The 18,180-nt window shown below is 65.6% G+C and carries 15 protein-coding genes and 2 pseudogenes; 11 read left to right on the forward strand and 6 right to left on the reverse strand.

Annotated elements, in window-relative coordinates:
- Positions 1–3: 3 nt before the first annotated feature.
- A complete protein-coding gene (locus BST27_RS11195) occupies positions 4–852 on the forward strand; it encodes an ATP-grasp domain-containing protein (protein ID WP_069418597.1) in 849 nt (282 codons plus the stop codon).
- On the opposite strand, the gene BST27_RS11200 is transcribed toward BST27_RS11195, so the two are convergent.
- Entirely contained in the window at positions 802–1,776 is a 975-nt protein-coding gene (locus tag BST27_RS11200; RefSeq protein ID WP_372515513.1) for a COX15/CtaA family protein, read from the reverse strand. The genes BST27_RS11195 and BST27_RS11200 overlap by 51 nt on opposite strands.
- 66 nt (positions 1,777–1,842) lie before the next feature.
- Here BST27_RS11200 and BST27_RS11205 point away from each other — a divergent pair, with 66 nt between their 5' ends.
- Positions 1,843–2,691, forward strand: a complete 849-nt coding sequence (locus tag BST27_RS11205; protein ID WP_069418596.1) for an aldo/keto reductase — start codon at positions 1,843–1,845, stop codon at positions 2,689–2,691.
- A gap of 335 nt (positions 2,692–3,026) precedes the next feature.
- Here the strand turns inward: BST27_RS11205 and BST27_RS11210 are convergent, their stop codons facing one another.
- From BST27_RS11210 to mptB, 3 genes are all read right to left on the reverse strand, one after another.
- Positions 3,027–3,737 carry an ABC transporter permease gene (locus BST27_RS11210; RefSeq protein ID WP_079219884.1) on the reverse strand — a complete coding sequence of 237 codons (711 nt, stop codon included), beginning with the start codon at positions 3,735–3,737 and terminating at the stop codon, positions 3,027–3,029.
- A gap of 74 nt (positions 3,738–3,811) precedes the next feature.
- Positions 3,812–4,753 (reverse strand): ABC transporter ATP-binding protein, encoded by a 942-nt coding sequence (locus BST27_RS11215; RefSeq protein WP_069418480.1) that lies wholly within the window; start codon positions 4,751–4,753, stop codon positions 3,812–3,814.
- Positions 4,750–6,486, reverse strand: coding sequence for a polyprenol phosphomannose-dependent alpha 1,6 mannosyltransferase MptB (gene mptB / locus BST27_RS11220; RefSeq protein WP_069418479.1), 1,737 nt, complete (start codon positions 6,484–6,486; stop codon positions 4,750–4,752). Before mptB ends, BST27_RS11215 begins: the two co-directional genes overlap by 4 nt.
- Positions 6,487–6,532: 46 nt before the next feature.
- Between mptB and BST27_RS11225 the strand changes: the two genes are divergently transcribed.
- From BST27_RS11225 to BST27_RS11255, 7 genes and pseudogenes are all read left to right on the forward strand, one after another.
- Positions 6,533–7,354 (forward strand): helix-turn-helix transcriptional regulator, encoded by an 822-nt coding sequence (locus tag BST27_RS11225; RefSeq protein ID WP_139805103.1) that lies wholly within the window; start codon positions 6,533–6,535, stop codon positions 7,352–7,354.
- On the forward strand, positions 7,351–9,927 hold the full coding sequence (gene sufB / locus BST27_RS11230; RefSeq protein WP_139805104.1) for a Fe-S cluster assembly protein SufB: 2,577 nt from the start codon (positions 7,351–7,353) through the stop codon (positions 9,925–9,927). The genes BST27_RS11225 and sufB overlap by 4 nt, the downstream gene beginning before the upstream one ends.
- Positions 9,924–11,105 carry a Fe-S cluster assembly protein SufD gene (gene sufD / locus BST27_RS11235; protein ID WP_372515512.1) on the forward strand — a complete coding sequence of 394 codons (1,182 nt, stop codon included), beginning with the start codon at positions 9,924–9,926 and terminating at the stop codon, positions 11,103–11,105. Before sufB ends, sufD begins: the two co-directional genes overlap by 4 nt.
- Complete coding sequence (gene sufC / locus BST27_RS11240) at positions 11,102–11,884, forward strand: Fe-S cluster assembly ATPase SufC (RefSeq protein ID WP_069418477.1); 783 nt, start codon at positions 11,102–11,104, stop codon at positions 11,882–11,884. Before sufD ends, sufC begins: the two co-directional genes overlap by 4 nt.
- Before the next feature lie 2 nt (positions 11,885–11,886).
- Positions 11,887–13,143 carry a cysteine desulfurase gene (locus BST27_RS11245; RefSeq protein ID WP_069418476.1) on the forward strand — a complete coding sequence of 419 codons (1,257 nt, stop codon included), beginning with the start codon at positions 11,887–11,889 and terminating at the stop codon, positions 13,141–13,143.
- Positions 13,140–13,623: pseudogene (sufU, locus tag BST27_RS11250) on the forward strand (Fe-S cluster assembly sulfur transfer protein SufU); the annotation flags it as partial. The gene BST27_RS11245 and the pseudogene sufU, both read left to right, overlap by 4 nt.
- The gene (locus BST27_RS11255; protein WP_069418474.1) at positions 13,604–13,951 is read left to right on the forward strand and encodes a metal-sulfur cluster assembly factor; all 348 of its coding nucleotides are present in this window, start codon (positions 13,604–13,606) and stop codon (positions 13,949–13,951) included. The pseudogene sufU and the gene BST27_RS11255, both read left to right, overlap by 20 nt.
- A 53-nt stretch (positions 13,952–14,004) precedes the next feature.
- Here BST27_RS11255 and BST27_RS11260 read toward each other — a convergent pair whose 3' ends face one another.
- Both BST27_RS11260 and BST27_RS11265 read right to left on the reverse strand, forming a co-directional pair.
- Positions 14,005–15,834 carry an acyl-CoA dehydrogenase gene (locus tag BST27_RS11260; protein WP_069418473.1) on the reverse strand — a complete coding sequence of 610 codons (1,830 nt, stop codon included), beginning with the start codon at positions 15,832–15,834 and terminating at the stop codon, positions 14,005–14,007.
- Between the two features lie 121 nt (positions 15,835–15,955).
- Complete coding sequence (locus BST27_RS11265; RefSeq protein ID WP_069418472.1) at positions 15,956–17,071, reverse strand: PE family protein; 1,116 nt, start codon at positions 17,069–17,071, stop codon at positions 15,956–15,958.
- Between the two features lie 504 nt (positions 17,072–17,575).
- Here BST27_RS11265 and BST27_RS11270 point away from each other — a divergent pair.
- Both BST27_RS11270 and BST27_RS11275 read left to right on the forward strand, forming a co-directional pair.
- The gene (locus BST27_RS11270; protein WP_069418471.1) at positions 17,576–17,941 is read left to right on the forward strand and encodes a thioredoxin family protein; all 366 of its coding nucleotides are present in this window, start codon (positions 17,576–17,578) and stop codon (positions 17,939–17,941) included.
- Positions 17,942–17,989: 48 nt separating this feature from the next.
- Positions 17,990–18,103, forward strand: a pseudogene (locus BST27_RS11275) (thioredoxin family protein); the annotation flags it as partial.
- Between the last annotated feature and the right edge of the window lie 77 nt (positions 18,104–18,180).

Below are 18,180 nucleotides of genomic sequence, written 5' to 3' on the forward strand. Positions count from 1 at the left end.
ATGATGAAGCTCGCCCGTCCGGACGTCTTCCACCCGCGGCTCGTGCTCGCGGGTTGTCCGGCGCGAGTCACCGGTGACGGCGACGACGAAGGCCTGGTTGCGGCACTGAGACAGCGTGGGCTGCACGCCCGTTGGTTGTCCTGGGACGACCCGGAAGTAGCCGACGCGCATCTGGTGATCCTGCGTGCCACACATGATTATTCGGAGCGCCTCGACGAATTCCTGGCCTGGACCACCAGCGTCCAGAACCTGCTGAACGCCCCCGCCGTGGTGCGGTGGAACGTCGACCGAGGCTATCTGACCGACCTGGCGGAAAGGGGCGTGGAAACCGTCGCGGGTGAGGTCTATCGGCCGGGCGCGCGGGTCGCGTTACCCGATCATGGCCGGATCTTCGTCAGCTCGACCGTCGGCACGCGGCGCTTCCGCGATCGCTCGAAGGCCGCCGCCTACATTGCGGACCTGCATGCCACCGGCAGTGACGCCTTTGTGCAGCATAGTGATTCGGCTCGCGAGTCGCTTCTGGTGTTTCTCGGCGGCAAACCGTCGCACGCGTTCTCGGTGCGAGGCAACTCACTGTACGAGGACGAGCTTGACTTCGAACTCTGGGATGCGGGCGCTGCTGCCCTGGCCGCCGCGGCGGCGCAGGTGGGCATCGAGGCCGGCGAGCTGCTGTACGCGCGAGCCCAGTTGTCCGGCGACCGCCTGCTGGAACTACAACTGATCGATCCGTCGTTGGGCTGGCGGCGGCTGAGCGCCGAAACCCGCGAGCTTGCCCAACGGGAGTTCGCGGTGTGTGTGGAATCAGCTTTGGAGCGGCTCGGGCTTGGCCCGTTCTCGCATCGACGCCCATAGGGCAGCGGTGGCCGCCGTGCACGCGGCCGCGCCGGCCACGTGGAGGGCGACCAGGACGGCGGGCACGCCGGTGTAGTACTGCGCGGTGCCGACGGCCGCCTGCGCGACGATCAAGGCCAGCAAGACGCCCAGCCGCAACATGATTGTGCGCCCGGCGCTGACCGCAAGCAGCCCGAAGCCCAGACCGACCACCAGCGCGAGATACGACACCAACAGCGAGGAGTGCGCGTGCACCAGGGTGGTGATCTCGATCTTGAGGCGCGGAACGGTCCGGCTGGGGCTCTTGTCGCCGGCGTGCGGGCCGGCCGCCGTCACCAGGGTGCCCGTCACCAGCACCAAGGCGAGGTTGACCGCGCTCAGCGCCGTGAGGAGTCGGAGCGGCCGGGCCACACGCTGCTGGACCACACCATCGTCGGGCTCGCCGATCTTGACGAACAGCAACACCGACAGCCACACCATCGTCATCGACGCCAGCAGATGGATGGCCACCGTCCACCACAGCAGCCCGGTGCGCACCGTGATGCCGCCGATCACCGCCTGCACGACCGTCGAGGCCGGCATAAGCCACGCGTACACCAGCACCTCGGTCCGTCGGCGCGCGCGGGTGACCGCCAGCACCGCCAGAGCCGCGGTAAGCACCACGGCGAAGGTGATCATCCGGTTGCCGAATTCGACCGCCTGGTGAATCCTCGGCACCTCGGCGACCGCTACCGGCGTGAAACTGCCCGGAAAACACTGCGGCCACGTCGGGCAACCCAGCCCGGACGCGGTGACCCGGACGATCGCTCCGGTGACCGCGATACCACCCTGAGTCAGGATGACGGCGGCGCCGATCAGCCGTTGCACACGCAGGCTGGGGTCGGGCAGCAGGTCCACCACCCGCAACAGCGCTCGTCCCACGGCCACTGCCCGATCGTAAGGCACTGAAAACTACAACTTGTAGTAAGGGCGGACGTGGCCAAGATTGCGGTTGCGCACTATGCAGGAGAGATGACCAACGTTCCCGCCATTGCCCTCAATAACGGCGCGCGTATCCCGCAACTGGGTTTCGGTGTCTTCCAGATCGAGCCTGAGAACACCGCGGCCGCGGTGGCCACCGCACTGGAGATCGGGTACCGACACATCGATACGGCGCAGATGTACGGCAATGAGAAAGAAGTCGCTCAAGGCGTCCGCCAGGCGGGGTTGGACCGCTCGGAAGTCTTCATCACCAGCAAGCTCAACAACGGTGCTCACCGGCCCGATGACGCCCGTCGGGCATTCGACGAGACATTGGCCGCCCTGCAGTCCGACTACGTCGACTTGTTTCTCATTCACTGGCCGTTGCCGACGCGCTACGACGGCGACTTCGTCTCGACTTGGGCGGTGCTTGAAGAATTCGCCCGCGACGGGCGAGCGCGCAGCATCGGGGTGTCGAATTTCCAGACCTTGCATCTCAAGCGGCTGGCGCAGGAATCCGACACGGTGCCGGCGGTCAACCAGATCGAGGTTCACCCCTACTTCGCCAACGACCAGGTCCGTGCCTACGGGAAGTCACACGGCATCGTGACGGAGGCGTGGTCGCCGATCGCTCAGGGCAAGGTTCTCGGCGACCCGACGATCAAGCGGATCGCGGACGACCTCGGCAAGTCTGCCGCACAGGTCGTGTTGCGCTGGCACATCCAGCGCGGTGACGTCGTCTTCCCCAAGTCGGTGTCGCCGGAGCGGATGAAGTCGAATTTCGACATCTTCGACTTCGAACTCGGCGCTGAAGACGTGGAGGCGATAACGGGCCTCGACCAGGGTGAAGCGGGCCGCACCGGCGGCCACCCGGACTACTTCGACTACATCCCCGACTAGCTGGCGTCGGCTGGCCTTCGGCGCTGATTAGCGTCGCCGAGTGTGTGGCCTTTGTCCCCGAAGTGTCGGTGTCGGGGCGATGCGGCCCACGTTCGACGCGGGGTCGGCGGGGCTTCGGCGGGATACCGTCGCCGAGTGTGTGGCCTATGTCCCCGAAGTGTCGGTGTCGGGGCCATGCGGCCCACGTTCGACGCGGAGTCGACGGCGCTTCGGCGGGATACCGTCGCCGAGCGTGTGGCCTATGTCCCCGAAGTGTCGGTGTCGGGGCCATGCGGCCCACGTTCGACGCGGGGTCGGCGGGGCTTAAGCGGCGGGGCCTCGGCGCCGCGAAGAAATCAGGTGAAGCGGAACCAGCGCAGCGCCGCCAATCCTCCCAGCGTGCCCCACACCGCCAGGACGACCACTCCGAACCAGTCCATCGACAACGCCATCGCCTGCGACAGCGCTTCGGTCAGCGCGCCCGACGGCGTCACTCGGGCCGCCCATTTCACCCCGGCCGGGATCACTTCCGTCTCCAACGTCAGCGCGCCGAAACCGGCGAAGACGAACCACAGCAGGTTGGCGACGGCCAGCACGATCTCGGCGCGCAACGTCCCACCCAGTAGCAGTCCGAGCGCGGCAAATCCGGCGGTCCCAAGCGCGATGATCGCCGCCCCGAACGCCAAAGCTCCCGGTGCAGGGCGCCACCCCAGCACAAAGCCGATGGCGCCCAACAGAATTGCTTGCAAGAACACGACGGCGACCACCGCCAGCGACTTGCCCGCGATGATGCCCCAAACGGGCAGCGGGGTAGCCCCGAGACGCTTCAGCGCGCCGTAGCGGCGATCGAACGCGACCGCGATGGCCTGGCCGGTGAAGGCGGTCGAGATGACGGCGAGCGCCATGATGGCCGGGACGAACGTGGCGGCGCGGTTGGTGCCGAAAGATCCCAACGGCAGCAGCGTCATCCCCACCAGCAGCGTGATCGGGATGAACATGGTCAAGAGCAGTTGCTCGCCGTTGCGCAGCAGCAGTTTCAACTCCAGGCCGAACTGGGCGGCCAGCATGCGCGGGACGGTGTTCGGCCGCGGGTCTGGGGTGAAGGTTCCCGGCGGGAATGTTTCGGTTTGCGCGTCTTGAGTCACTGTCGCAACTTTCTGCCGGTGAGGTCGAGAAACACGTCCTCGAGGCTGCGCTGCTCGACCCGCATGTCGGTGGCCAGCACGTCGATGCGCGCACACCACGCGGTTACCGTCGCCAGTACCTGCGGATCTACCGGCCCTTCGACCAGGTACTCGCCCGGGGTCACCTCAGTGGCCTTGTAGTCCTCCGGCAGCGCCGAAGCCAGCAACGAGAGGTCGAGTCGTGGTGGCGCGGTGAACCGCAGCTGGTCTTTTGCGCCACTGCGCATCAGCTCGGTGGGCGTGCCCGCGGCCACCGTGACGCCGTGGTCGATGATGACCAGCCGGTCGGCGAGTTCCTCGGCCTCTTTGAGCTGGTGGGTGGTGAGCACCACCGTGACGCCGTCGCGGCGCAGCGCGTCGATCAACTCCCACACCAGCAGCCGGGCGTGCGCGTCCATGCCGGCGGTGGGCTCGTCGAGAAACACCAGCTCGGGACGGCCGACGAGCGCGCAGGCCAGTGCCAGCCGCTGCTGCTGCCCTCCGGAAAGTCGCCGGTAGGTGGTACGGGCGGCGTCGGTAAGGCCGAGGGTGTCCAGTAGCCACGCGGGATCGAGTGGGTCCGCCGCATATGACGCCACCAGGTTCAGCATTTCGCCCGCCCGTGCCGCCGGGTATCCGCCGCCGCCCTGCAGCATCACGCCGATACGCGAGCGCAACTGTGCGTTGTCGGCAATCGGGTCCAGGCCCAGCACCTCGATGGTGCCGGCGTCCGGACGGACGAACCCCTCGCACATTTCGACGGTGGTTGTCTTACCCGCGCCGTTGGGCCCCAACAGGGCGATGACTTCGGCCGCTTGGACGTCGAGATCTAGGTTGTCGACGGCGGTCAGCGACCCGTAGTGCTTACTTACCCCGCGCAACCGAACAACCGGTTCGCGGTACTCACGGGCCAAGCTCACGTGGAATCAGCGTAGGCGTCGGGCGTGGCTTTGGAACGCGGGGTGGCGGGAGTCACTTGGGTCGTCACCGTCGCGCCCTGCTCGACCGGCGTTGCTTCGGGCGTCGCGTCTGTCCCAACCGGCGTCTTCGCTTCGTCGTCCTCCGGCAGTGCTCGCCACGGCAAGCGGGTGTAGGTCACCGCGATGAGCGCCACCACGATGATGATGCTGGCCAGCGTCGCGTCGATGATCTGAAACAGGGCGAAACGGTCACCGTTGGCGGTCGGGCCCAGGATGCCGACGATGAGGGTGACCATGATCGCCGCGACCCGGAATCCGGTGCGGGTCGCCCAGGCGGCCAGCGGAATGATCGCCCAGAGCAGATACCAGGGCTGCACCACCGGGAACAGCAGCACGGTCAGGCCCAGCGCCACGCCGAGGCCCCCGATCGGGTGCAGCCGACCGCGGAAAACGGCCAGCAGCAGCCAGCAGACCACGACCATGATGATCAGCACGCCGATGCCACGCGTCAGCGACAGCACCGCGGTGGTGTGGTCGCCCAGTCCCAGCAAGATGCCGACCTGGCCCGTGCCGAGGGCCAGCAGTGTCGGCGGCGACATCCAGCTGCGGACCACGTTGGCGGTGCCCAGCGTGAAGATCCAGCCAAACCCGAGCCCGCTGGCCCAGCCGACCAGGGCCATCACCGCGACCGACAGCCCCGCCATCGCGCTACCGGTCAGCAGCAGCGCCTTGATGGTGCCGCCGTTGCGGTAGGCCAACGCCGTCGTGACAAACCCGAGTGCCAGCAGGGATGGCAGCTTGACCTGCGACGACAGCACGATGAGGATCGAACCCCCGAGCAGCATGCCCAGCGGTTCCCAATCCGGACCGGGCCGCCAGGACGTCGGCTTCAGTCGGGGCGCGTCCAGGCCGCGCAGCGCGAACTCGGCGCCGGTCAGCATCAGGCCGAGCATCAGCGCCTCGTTATGGATGCCGGCGACCAGGTGCATGATCAACAGCGGATTGGCAGCGCCCAGCCATAGCGCACTCACTTCGGCCACGCCGCAGCGCCGGGCGAGTCGGGGCGTGGCCCACACGATCAGCACCACCCCGATCAGCACCACCAGCCGGTGGCACAGCACGGCGGCGACGATGTTTTCCCCGGTCAGTGCCGAGATGCCGCGGCCGATCCACAAAAACAGGGGACCGTAGGGCGCCGGCGTCTCCCGCCACAGGCTGGGTACGGACAGGGTGAACACGTGACCGAGGCCCAGCCCGGAGGCCGGCCCGACTCGGTACGGGTCGAGCCCGTCCCGGCATATCTGGCTTTGCGCCAGGTAGGAGTAGACGTCCTTGCTGTACATCGGCGGCGCGATCAGCAGGGGCAGCACCCAGAGCATCAGCGTGCGGTCCAGCTCCCCGCGCGACATCCGGCGTTTGCCCAGCGCGAACCGGCCGAGCATCAACCAGGCCAGCGCCATCATGACCGCGCCGGTGGTCGTCATGGTCAACGACACCGTCTGGATTCGCGACGGGAGGTTGAGAAGCCGGACCCCGAAGGTGGGGTCTTGCACGACGGGCCGGGCCCCGGCGCCCAGGGCGCCGATCGCCATCAGCACGGTGCCGGTGGCGCCGAAGAGACGGGTGCGTTTCAGCGCCAGGAGCTCGGCGGAATTAAGCGGTGAGCCCACCGTCTGCTCGTCACCGTGCAAGCTCGCGATCGAGGAGCTCAGCGTATGGTGGCGGGCTGCCATCAGAGCAGCGTAGCGGGATGGGTAAAGGCGCTGTTGCCCTTGTCACGTGAGGGCACCCTTGCTGGACCCGACGCCGGAATTGCGTCACACTGGTGTTGTGAAAATCCGATCCGAGCTGGATGTTGCTGTGCCCGCAGGTGGGGCCGCCTCCTCCGCCGCCGGGTCAGACGGCCACACTCGCCGCGCTATCGTGCGGTTATTGGTGGAATCCGGGTCGATTACGGCCAGTGAGATCGGCGATCGGCTCGGCTTGTCGGCCGCCGGCGTGCGTAGGCATCTCGACGCACTGATCGACGCCGGCGATGCCGAGTCCGTCGCCCCGGCAGCCTGGCAGCAGGTGGGCCGTGGGCGCCCCGCCAAGCGTTACCGACTGACCGGGGCGGGCCGGGCCAAGCTCGAGCACTCCTACGACGACCTCGCGGCCGCGGCCATCCGGCAGTTGCGCGAACTCGGCGGTGAAGAGGCGGTTCGGACCTTCGCCAGGCGCCGTATCGATGCCATTTTGGCCGGCGTCGATGCGGCCGAGGGTCCCGACGACGACAACGTCGAAGCGGCCGCCGAGCGGATTGCCGATGCGCTCACGCAGGCCGGCTACGTCGCTACGACCACCCGGGTGGGCGGGCCGATCCACGGTGTGCAAATCTGCCAGCACCACTGCCCGGTGTCCCACGTTGCCGAGGAATTTCCGGAGTTGTGTGAAGCCGAGGAACAGGCCATGGCCGAAGTTTTGGGCACTCACGTGCAGCGGTTGGCGACGATCGTCAACGGCGACTGCGCTTGCACTACCCACGTGCCCCTGACCGTGCCATCTCCACAGGCGCCCAGCCCGCGCCAACCGACAACGAGCAACAAAGGAGCGTCGATATGACACTCGAAGCCGCCAAGACGCCGGTCGAGCCGCTGACCCAGGAAGAGGCCATCGCCTCGCTGGGCCGGTACGGCTACGGCTGGGCGGACTCCGACGTGGCGGGCGCCAGTGCGCAGCGCGGGCTGTCCGAGGCGGTGGTCCGTGACATCTCGGCCAAGAAGAACGAGCCCGAGTGGATGCTGAAGACTCGGCTCAAGGCGCTGAACATCTTCGAGCGCAAGCCGATGCCGAACTGGGGCTCCAACCTTGAGGGCATCGACTTCGACAACATCAAGTACTTCGTGCGCTCCACCGAGAAGCAAGCTGCTTCTTGGGAAGAGTTGCCAGAGGACATTCGGAAGACCTACGACAAATTGGGAATTCCGGAAGCAGAAAAGCAGCGTCTGGTGGCCGGGGTGGCGGCGCAGTATGAGTGTCTCGCCGGTGACACCTTGGTGTGGACTGCCAATAGGGGACAGGTCCCGATCAAGGAGATCGAGTACGGCGACCGTGTATTCGCCTACGACGAGGAAGCCGAGCGATTCGTCGTGGCACCGGTCAAGGCGGCAGCGCAGACCGACACCCGGTTGACGCATGAAGTGAAGACCACGCGGCGCAGCATTCGTGCCACGGACAACCATCCGATGCTGGTATTGCGGGACGAGCGCAAGGAAGGGCGGCAACGAGCTCGATTTGCCCGGCGCTGGGTGACCGTCGGAGACCTCAAGCCCGGCGACTTTATCGCGGTGCCTCGGCAGATCCCAGACATCGGTGCGGCGGCCGAACTCCCCGCTGTCATTGGCTTGACGGCGCCTGTAGTGAGTTCGGTGGACCTCATGTGGCTGCTGGGGCTGTACATCGGGGATGGCAATTTGCATCTCTCGACCAAGACGTATCGGGTTCAATTCGCCATACCCGCAACAGATGTTGAGCTTCGCGCCGAAGTGCGCCGGGTCGTCAAGGAGCTGTTCGGTCTGCGCTGCATCGAGGCGGACGAGTTCCGCGTCGTCGTCAACTCAAAGGCGTTGACGGAGTGGATCGTTGCGCTCGGTTTCGGCGGGTTATCTCTCACCAAGCGCGTGCCCGACTGGGTGTACGGACTGCCGGTCGATCAGCGCCTGGCATTTCTCGGCGGCTGGGTCGACGCGGACGGGTACGTGAGCCCGGACAAGACCGGTTCGGTGCTGTTGACCTGTGCCAATGAGCCGTTGCTCGGTCAAGCGCGCGAACTGGCTGAGCTGTCCGGGCTGCGTGCGGGTGGTCCGTGGTCATTCACTCAGCCCTACCGGCACGCGCCCCAACGTACGCAGATTGCCTGGCGACTTGGCATTTCCGGTGATTTCGAACGTCTTGGATGCCGTAATCCCAAGCGGACCCTGCGGTTTGGCCGGCGTCGCTACATGCATTCATCAAATGGTGCACACGGAACCACGATTCGCGCTCACACCAACGAATGGCTCGGTTTTGAGCGTGTGAAGTCGATCGAGCCCTACGCGGTGGAGCCTGTGTACGACATCGAAGTGGACGGACCACACAACTTCGTGGCCGCGGGTCTTGTCGTTCACAACTCCGAGGTCGTCTACCACCAGATCCGCGAGGACCTGGAGGCTCAGGGCGTCATCTTCCTCGACACCGACACCGGTCTGCGGGAACACCCCGAGATCTTCAAGAAGTACTTTGGCACGGTCATCCCGGCCGGCGACAACAAGTTCTCCGCGTTGAACACCGCGGTGTGGTCGGGCGGCAGCTTTATATACGTCCCGCCGGGCGTGCACGTCGACATCCCGCTGCAGGCCTACTTCCGAATCAACACCGAGAACATGGGCCAGTTCGAGCGGACGCTGATCATCGTCGATGAGAACGCTTACGTTCACTACGTCGAAGGGTGCACTGCTCCGATTTATAAGTCGGATTCGCTTCACTCGGCAGTAGTCGAAATCATCGTAAAGCCCGGTGGCCGTTGCCGTTACACGACGATCCAGAACTGGTCGAACAACGTCTACAACCTGGTCACCAAGCGTGCGAGGGCTGAGGCCGGAGCCACCATGGAGTGGGTCGACGGCAACATCGGGTCGAAGGTCACGATGAAGTACCCGGCGGTCTGGATGACCGGCGAGCACGCCAAGGGTGAGGTGCTCTCGGTGGCGTTTGCCGGCGAGGACCAGCACCAGGACACCGGCGCCAAGATGCTGCACCTGGCGCCGAACACGTCCAGCAACATCGTGTCCAAGTCGGTGGCGCGCGGCGGTGGCCGCACGTCCTACCGCGGACTGGTTCAGGTGAACAAGGGCGCGCACGGTTCCAAGGCGAGCGTGAAATGCGATGCGCTGCTGGTCGACACGATCAGCCGCAGCGACACCTACCCGTATGTCGACATCCGCGAGGATGACGTCACGATGGGCCACGAGGCCACCGTGTCGAAGGTCAGCGAGAACCAACTGTTCTACCTGATGAGCCGCGGTCTCACCGAGGACGAGGCGATGGCGATGGTGGTGCGCGGGTTCGTCGAGCCGATCGCCAAGGAACTGCCCATGGAGTACGCGTTGGAGCTCAACCGGCTGATCGAGCTCCAGATGGAGGGCTCTGTGGGATGACGAGTCGGATGACCGCTCCTGTCAATGCTGCAATCAACAAGGGCGAGCTGTTTGCCTCTTTCGATGTCGAGGCTTTCGAGGTTCCGCACGGCCGCGACGAGCTCTGGCGCTTCACCCCGCTGAGGCGGCTGCGCGGCCTGCACGACGGCTCGGCCGTCGCCAACGGCAGCGCACGGATCACTGTCACCGAGGTGCCCGGCGTTCGCACCGAAACGGTACGCCGCGGCGACGAGCGGCTGGGGCAGGGTGGTGTGTCCGCCGACCGCGTAGCGGCGCAGGCATTTTCGTCGTTCAACTCGGCAACGGTGGTGACGGTTGGGCGTGACACTCAGATCCCCGAGCCGGTGAATATCGTCGTCGATGGTCCCGGCAAGGGAGCGGTGGCCTACGGCCACCTGCAGATCCGGGTCGAGGAGCTGGGCGAGGCGGTCGTCGTCATCGACCACCGCGGCAGCGGAACCTATGCGGACAACGTCGAATTCGTGGTCGGGGACGCCGCGCGGCTCACCGTCGTGTGGATCGCAGATTGGGCCGACGACACCGTGCACCTCAGTGCGCACCACGCCCGCCTCGGTAAGGATGCGGTGCTGCGGCACGTCGCCGTCACGCTGGGCGGTGAGGTGGTCCGGATGTCGGCCAACGTGCGGTACACCGCGCCCGGCGGGGACGCCGAGCTGTTGGGGCTGTACTTCGCCGACGACGGCCAGCACCTCGAGTCGCGGCTCCTGGTCGACCACGCGTATCCCGACTGCAAGTCGAACGTGCTGTACAAGGGCGCGTTGCAAGGGGATCCGGATTCGAAGCTGCCCGACGCGCACACGGTCTGGGTTGGCGACGTGCTGATCCGTGCTGAAGCCACGGGGACGGACACCTTCGAGGTGAACCGCAACTTGGTGCTCACCGACGGCGCGCGTGCCGACTCGGTACCCAACCTGGAGATCGAGACCGGCGAGATCGCCGGAGCCGGACACGCCAGCGCCACTGGGCGTTTCGACGACGAGCAGCTTTTCTACCTACGCTCCCGCGGTATCCCCGAGGACCAGGCCCGCCGGCTCGTGGTGCGGGGATTCTTCGGCGAAATCATCTCCAAGATCGCGGTGCCCGAGGTACGGGATCGCTTGACCGCGGCCATCGAACACGAACTGGAAATAACGGAATCGAGATCAACAGCCTCATGACGACTCTGGAAATCAAGGACCTACACGTCAGCGTTGACAACCCCAACGCCGCCGACGGGGAGCGCGAGATCCCCATCCTCAAAGGCGTCGACCTGACCGTCAAGTCGGGTGAGACGCACGCCTTGATGGGCCCCAACGGCTCGGGGAAGTCCACACTGTCCTACGCCGTCGCCGGGCATCCCAAGTACCGGGTGACGTCGGGTTCCATCACGCTCGACGGCGCGGACGTCCTGCAAATGAGCGTCGATGAGCGGGCACGGGCCGGGCTGTTTCTGGCGATGCAGTATCCCGTTGAGGTTCCCGGTGTTTCGGTGTCGAACTTCCTGCGCTCGGCCGCCACGGCCATCCGCGGCGAGGCGCCCAAGCTGCGGCACTGGGTCAAAGAGGTCAAGGCCGCGATGGCCGCCCTCGAAATCGACTCCGCCTTCGCCGAACGCAGTGTTAACGAAGGCTTTTCCGGTGGTGAGAAGAAGCGCCACGAGATCCTGCAGCTGGAACTGCTCAAGCCCAAGATCGCAATTTTGGACGAGACCGACTCCGGCCTGGACGTGGACGCGCTGCGGGTGGTCAGCGAGGGCGTGAACCGCTACGCGAAGTCCGAGCACGGTGGGATCCTGTTGATCACGCACTACACCCGCATCCTGCGCTACATCCACCCCGAACACGTGCATGTTTTCGTCGGCGGACGCATCGTTGAATCCGGTGGGCCGGAACTGGCCGACGAACTCGAGCAGAACGGCTACGTGCGCTTCACTCAGACGGCGGCAACCGGGGCATAGCGATGACCACCGCGCTCGACCTCACGGCGATCCGTGCCGACTTCCCGATCCTCAAGCGGGTGATGCGCGGCGGAAATCAGTTGGCGTACCTCGATTCCGGCGCGACCTCGCAGCGTCCGCTGCAGGTGCTCGATGCCGAGCGTGAGTTTTTGGTGACGTCCAACGGTGGGGTGCATCGCGGCGCGCATCAGCTGATGGAAGAAGCCACCGACGCCTACGAACAGGGCCGCATCGACATCGCGTCGTTCGTGGGCGCTGACGCCGACGAGCTCATCTTCACCAAGAACGCCACCGAGTCGCTGAACCTGGTGTCGTATGTGTTGGGGGACAGCAGGTTCGAACGTTCCGTCGGACCCGGCGACGTCATCGTCACCACCGAGCTCGAACACCACGCCAACCTCATCCCGTGGCAGGAACTCGCGCGGCGCACCGGGGCTACGTTGCGCTGGTACGGGGTGACTGGCGGACAAGAAGAGGCCGGCCGGATCGACCTGGACTCGTTGCAACTCGACGAAAACGTCAAAGTCGTCGCCTTCAGCCATCATTCGAATGTGACGGGCGCGCTGGCGCCGGTCGATGAGCTGGTTGCCCGCGCCAAGGCGGTCGGTGCGCTGACCGTGCTGGACGCCTGCCAATCGGTGCCGCATCAGCCGGTCGACTTCCACGCACTCGACGTCGACTACGCCGCGTTCTCCGGTCACAAAATGCTGGGACCCAATGGGATCGGAGTGTTGTACGGACGACGCGCGCTGCTGCAAGCGATGCCGCCGTTCCTGACCGGCGGCTCGATGATCGAGACGGTGACCATGGAAGCCGCGACCTACGCCCCGGCTCCGCAGCGCTTCGAGGCCGGAACCCCGATGACGTCGCAGGTGGTCGGCTTGGCGGCGGCCGCGCGTTATCTCGACGCCATCGGCATGGCAGACGTCGAAGCCCATGAGCGAGAACTGGTCGCACAGGCCATCGATGGATTGTCCGGCATCAAAGGCGTGCGCATCGTCGGGCCCACCACGATGACCGACCGCGGCTCGCCGGTGTCTTTCGTCGTCGACGGCGTGCACGCGCACGATGTCGGCCAGGTGTTGGACGACGAGGGTGTGGCCGTCCGGGTTGGCCATCACTGCGCGTTGCCGCTGCACCGCAGGTTCGGGCTGGCGGCCACGGCGCGGGCATCGTTCGCGGTGTACAACACCCCCGACGAGGTGGAACGGTTGGTGGCCGGTGTGCGCCGGGCCCTGGATTTCTTTGGGAGAGATTGACTTTGCGTCTAGAGCAGATGTATCAGGACGTGATACTCGATCACTACAAACACCCTCACCACCGCGGCCTGCGCGAGCCGTTCGGTGCGGAGGTGTACCACGTCAACCCGATTTGCGGTGACGAGGTGACCCTGCGGGTCGCGTTGTCCGACGACGGAACGACCGTTGCAGACATCTCGTATGACGGGCAGGGCTGTTCGATCAGCCAGGCCGCGACTTCGGTCCTGACCGAACAGGTGATCGGCCGCAGCGTGCCGGAGGCGCTGAAGACGCTCGACGCGTTCACCGAGATGGTGTCGTCGCGCGGACAGGTTCAGGGCGACGAGGATGTGCTGGGCGACGGAGTAGCGTTTTCAGGAGTGGCCAAATACCCGGCCCGAGTCAAGTGCGCACTGCTGGGTTGGATGGCTTTCAAGGATGCGCTGGCACAAGCCGGCGCGGCCCTCGAGGAGGTCGACAAGTGAGCGAGATCATCGCACCCGACGACGAGACGTTGTTCGATCTCGAGGAGGCGATGCGCGACGTCGTCGACCCGGAGTTGGGGATCAACGTCGTCGACCTGGGCCTCGTCTACGGCCTGAACCTCGAAAAAAGCGAGGAGGGCACGGTCGCCCTCATTGACATGACCCTCACCTCGGCGGCCTGCCCGTTGACCGACGTCATCGAGGATCAATCGCGCACCGCGCTGGTGGGTAGTGGCCTGGTCAACGACATCCGGATCAACTGGGTGTGGAACCCGCCGTGGGGGCCGGACAAGATCACCGAAGACGGGCGCGAGCAGCTGCGCGCGCTCGGTTTCACCGTCTAGCATCCGCGCAACCAACGCGCACTCGGGTCGCGAATCCGGCGACTACTGCGTGATCAGAAGGCGTCTTCGGGCATGCGCATGATGTCGTCGTCGAGGTGTTCGATGACCGAACGCACGCCGCCCAGCTTCGGCAGCATGTTGTTGGCAAAGAACTTCGCCACTGCGACCTTGCCCTCGTAGAACTTCACGTCCTTCGGCGACGGTTCGTTGGCCAAGGCGTTCACTGCGACACCCGCTTGTTTGATCAGCAGCCAGCCGATGAGCAGGTCTCCGACGGCGAGCAGGAAGCGCACCGATCCGAGCCCCACCTTGTATATGTCGGTGGGATGCTGCGCGGCGGACATCAGGTGTCCGGTCAGCACACCGGTCATCTCGGTCACGTCATCGAGCGCCGTCTGCAGTCGCTGGGCGGCCGGTTTGAGAGATTCCTCGACGGTGTCGATCGTCTGGGTGATCTGAGCCGTCACGTGCTGCAGAGCCTGGCCATGGTCGCGAATGATCTTGCGGAAGAAGAAGTCGAGCGCCTGGATGGCGGTGGTGCCTTCGTAGAGCGAGTCGATCTTGGAGTCGCGGATGTACTGCTCGATCGGGTAGTCGACGAGGAAGCCCGAACCGCCCAGCGTCTGCAACGATTCGGTCAGAACTTCGTAGGCGCGTTCTGAGCCCACTCCCTTGACGATTGGCAGCAGCAGGTCATCCACGCGGTGCGCCATATCGTGATCTGCACCCGAAACTCGTTGTGCCACTTCGTCATCCTGGTGAGCCGCGGCATACATGTACAACGCGCGCAGGCCCTCGGCGTAGGCCTTCTGAGTCATCAGGCTGCGGCGAACGTCGGGGTGGTGCATGATCGTGACCCGTGGTGCAGTCTTATCGGTCATCTGGGTCATATCCGCGCCCTGCACGCGTTCCTTGGCGTATGCCAGCGCGTTGAGATAGCCGGTCGACAGGGTGCCCGTGGACTTCACGCCGATTGTCATGCGGGCATGCTCGATCACGGTGAACATCTGCGCGATGCCGTCATGCACGTCGCCGACGAGATAGCCGACGGCGGGTACATCGGTGGCGCCGAACGTCAATTCACAAGTGGGGGAGGACTTTATGCCCATCTTGTGTTCCAGGCCGGTGACGAAGACGCCGTTGCGGGGGCCGAGTTCGAAGGTCTCCGGGTCGAACAGGTACTTCGGCACGTAGAACAGGCTCAATCCCTTGGTGCCCGGACCGGCGCCCTCCGGTCGGGCCAGCACCAGGTGGTAGATGTTCTCGGCCGTGTCGCCGACGTCACCGGCCGAGATGAACCGCTTCACACCCTCGATATGCCAAGTGCCATCGGGTTGTTCGATTGCCTTGGTCCGGCCCGCGCCGACGTCGGAGCCGGCATCCGGTTCGGTCAGGACCATGGTCGCTTGCCAGCCGCGCTCCATGGCCTCTGCCGCCCACCTGCGCTGCTCTTCGTTGCCCTCGATGTACAGCGCACGGGCCAGTGGCGGGCCCATGTTGAAAAAGCACGCGGAAGAGTTGGCAGCGAACAGCAATTCATTGACGGCCCAGGTCAGTGGCGCAGGCGCGGGCATGCCGCCGATCTCCTCGGCTAGGCCCAGTCGCCACCACCCGGATTCTTTGATGGCGTCGATCGTCTTGACCAGTTCGTCGGGGACGCTGATGGAGTGAGTGGCTGGGTCGAACTCCGGTGGGTTGCGGTCGGCGAAGGCGAACGTCTCGGCCAGTGGCCCCTCAGCCAAGCGGGCCGCTTCGGCCAAGATCGTGTGGGCCGTCTCCTCGTCGAGATCGACATATTGGCCGGTGCCTAGGACGGCGCCGACGTCGAGGACCTCGAACAAATTGAACGCGAGATCACGGACGTTGGCGATGTAGTGCCCCACTGCGGAATCCCTTCACTCGGAGGTCGGGCCAGACGGGCTAGTCGGCCCTAGTCTCGCTGAGCGGGGAAAACGTACGCAACCGTAACCTGCGGGATTCGGGACTAGGTGGGGCTAGGTGGGACTAGGTGCCGTTCGGGCCTGGCAAGCCGAACAGCAGGCCGCCACGGCCACCGGTGCCTGGGGTACCGGCGCCGCCCTTGTTGCCTCCGGCACCGCCGTTGCCGATCAACTGGGCGTTGCCACCATTGCCGCCGTTACCGCCCAAGATGCCGCCATCCCCGCCGTCGCCGCCGTTCCCAATCAAGCCGCCCTGGCCGCCGGCTCCACCGTTGGCCAGCGATTGACCGTCGCCTCCGGCGCCGCCGTTGCCGTAGAAGAACCCGGCGTTGCCGCCAAATCCACCGGTACCCCCGGCTGTAGCCGCACCGCCCGCGCCTCCGTCGCCGAACAGGAAGGCCGAGCCACCGCGGCCGCCGCCGCCGAGCGGGCTGAAGCCACCGGCGCCGCCGTTGCCCCAGAACAGTCCGCCGTTGCCGCCGGGGCCCCCGGGCCCCATGCCGGTGAGTGCGCTACCGCCCGCGCCGCCGATCCCGAACAGTAGAGCGGAGCCGCCGACACCACCGGCGCCGCCGCCTCCCGCGGAATTGCCGCCGAAACCGCCGTGGCCGAACAGCCATCCGCCGGTGCCGCCCGCGCCACCGTTCGCGCCTACACCGGTCCCGCCGGTCCCGCCGTTCCCGCCGTTTCCGAGCAGGCCGGCCGCCCCGCCGTTGCCGCCCGCTTGCCCGATGCCCGTCGCATTGAATCCGTTGCCGCCATTGCCCCACAAGATTCCGCCGGCTTGACCGTTCGGGTTCGCGGCCGTTCCGTCCGCGCCGTTACCGATCAGTGGCCGGCCCAACAGGATGTTCGTGGGCGTATTGATCAAGTCGAAAATCGGTTGCAGGGGGCCGAAATTGGTGGCTTCCGCGGTGGCGTACGCCTGCGCGCCACCGGCCAGATTCTGCACGAACTGAGCGTGGAAGGCGCTGACCTGAGCGCCCAAGGCTTGGAAGCTCCGGCCGTGCGCCGCGAAGGCGGCTGCGATGGCCGCCGATACCTCATCGGCACCCGCGGCGGCGATGGCGGTCGTCTGAGCGGCTGCCGCCGAGTTGGCTTCGTTGATGATCGTGCCAACGCGTTCAAGATTCGCCGCTGCTTGCGATACCCATTCGGTATTTGCGATCACGTATGACATGTGGTCCTCCCCGGTGCCATGCCTCCCCTAGGCGGAATCCTAAACCCTTTCGGCCCGGTTGACGCCGGAAAAGCTGCACTCATTTTCCGCTGTGGCCTGCAGCGATATGTCCGGCGGGCGGGGCTCGGCCGCGCTCGCCACTGGCCGCATCCCTATGTCGAAGACGACCGCTCTACGACTTTGTTCCCCCGGTGGGAACCACAGCCCGTGCGCTTTCGAAGGGGCTGGCCAAGAGGCGGAATCGATAGTGCGCCAACCGCCGTCGCGCGACCTCTGCCCGTGCGCTGGGCTCGTTCGTTCGCGCAGCAACTGCATTGGCCATCGCAAAGGCCTTGCGCAACAGAGCGGTTGCGATCGGTCGAGTTTGACACCGCTGCGCCGGCCGGTGAGCTGGTGGCGGGCGACCTGGCCACCTACCGGTCGTTCTCTACGAAAGTGCGCCTGCTGCCAAGTCGATCGTGGAAAGCTGCCGCAGCTCCCGCGAGTTGACTACGCTGACCTGCCGTGAGCACACGAGAACTCACCGAGAAGAACTTCGCGTACACCGTCGCGACGAACAACCACGTCCTGGTCTACTGGTGGGCACCTTTGTGCTCACCCTGCGAGTTGTTCACACCGGTCTACGAGGAATCGGCCAAGAAGCACTTCGACGTCGTCCACGGCAAGGTCAACTACGAAGTTGAGCAGGACCTGGCGAAAAAGGCAGACGTGACGTTGTTGCCCACGCTGATGGCGTTCAAGAAGGGCAAGCTGGTGTTCAAGCAAGGCGGCGTCGCCGACGTGCGACTCATGAACGAGCTGGTGCGACAGCTCAGGGCGTACAAGTTCCAGGAAGGCGAAGCCGCAGCCCCGCGACCCGGCCTGCTCTGACCTCTGATGTCATGGAACAACTGATCCGCCCACAACGTTAGGCCTGACGTGACTACACAAGACCTCACCGCTGCCCAGTTCAACGACACGATCAATGACAACGACATCGTCTTGATCGACTTCTGGGCCTCGTGGTGTGGACCGTGCCGAGCTTTCGCGCCTTGAACCACCCCGGGTTTGATGCACACCGGTTTATGGGTGTGCAGCCTCTGAGTGGGCCGCGTTTGTAGCGTAGTGGA

Origin of the sequence: Mycobacterium intermedium, from assembly GCF_002086275.1 — a bacterium.
In the GTDB taxonomy this organism is placed as follows: domain Bacteria; phylum Actinomycetota; class Actinomycetes; order Mycobacteriales; family Mycobacteriaceae; genus Mycobacterium; species Mycobacterium intermedium.